Origin of the sequence: Streptosporangium nondiastaticum, assembly GCF_003011965.1 — a bacterium.
Taxonomy (GTDB): Bacteria; Actinomycetota; Actinomycetes; order Streptomycetales; family Streptomycetaceae; genus Streptomyces; species Streptomyces nondiastaticus.
This window is the reverse complement of the sequence record NZ_PXWG01000312.1, coordinates 1-1,068: the sequence shown is the minus strand read 5'-3', so window position 1 is coordinate 1,068 and position 1,068 is coordinate 1. Positions and strand designations below refer to the sequence as shown.

The 1,068-nt window shown below is 80.1% G+C and carries 1 pseudogene; it reads left to right on the top strand.

Annotation, left to right across the window (positions count from 1 at the left end):
- Nucleotides 1-1,068: pseudogene (locus tag B7P34_RS37960) on the top strand (hypothetical protein); the annotation flags it as partial.

Genomic DNA, 1,068 nt, shown 5'->3' with positions numbered 1-1,068 from the left:
CGGCGGCGGCGCCCTGGCGGGACGCCTGGGACGAACCGGGCAGCTGGACGTGGTCGGCCGCGGCCGCCGCGCTCGGGGCCGGTGCGGAGGCGCCGCCCGCGCGGCGGACGCTGCCGCTCGTCGTCGGTGTCGACCGGCTCTCGGGCGCGACGGTCGTCGCCGACTGGATGTGCGGGCCGCCCGTCGTGAGCCTGGAGGGCGACGTGCGGGTGGCCCGCAGCGTGCTCCAGGCGCTGGCGGCACAGCTCGATCTGCTCGCCGATGGGCCGGTGGTACTGGTCGCCCGCGGGGTCCATCCCCGCTACCCCGGCCGGGAGCTCGACCGGATCCTCGACGAGCTGGAGGCCGCCGCGCCGGACGCCGCCGCCGGTTCCGGCGACGCCGCGCCCGCGGTGCTGGTGTGCTGGACCCCGTCGCCCGCCCAGTGGGAGCGGCTGGCCCCGCTGTGCGCCTCGGGGCGGGTCCGTGCCCTGGTGGGCGGGCGGCTGCCGGCGTACTGCTGGAGCCTGCACGCCGAGCCGGGCGGACGACTGCTCGGACCGGGCGCCGGCATCGACGTGGAATCCGCGGCGCTGAGCACGGCGGTGAGCTCCGCCGTCAAGCGGTTCCGCCGCCGCGGAACCGGCTGGTGGGCGGCGGCCCGGGACACCCAGGCCCCGCCGACCGGCCCCGGGGACGGCGGCGGGGACGGCCCCGCCGCGCGTCACTCCGGCGGGACGGAAGAGCCCGGCTCCGCCGACGTGCCCGTACCGCCGACCCGGCTCGCACCGGCCCCGATTGACGGCACGGAGGCCGAAATGGCACCCGCACCGGACACGGCTCCTGGGGCCGGTTCCCCGATCCCAAGCGCGGCGCCCGCGCCCGCCCCCGTACCGCCGACCGTGCTCACACCGGCACCGGGCGACAGGCCGGAAGCGGGAGAGGTGCCCGCGCCTGCCGGCACCGCATCGCCCGCACCGGCATCCGGTCCCGCCCCCGGCAGGGCGGCGGCCCGCATCCCCAAGCCGCCCACGCCGGCACCGAACACAGCCCCGGCCCCGTCGGCGGCGGCCCCCTTGCCCACCCCCG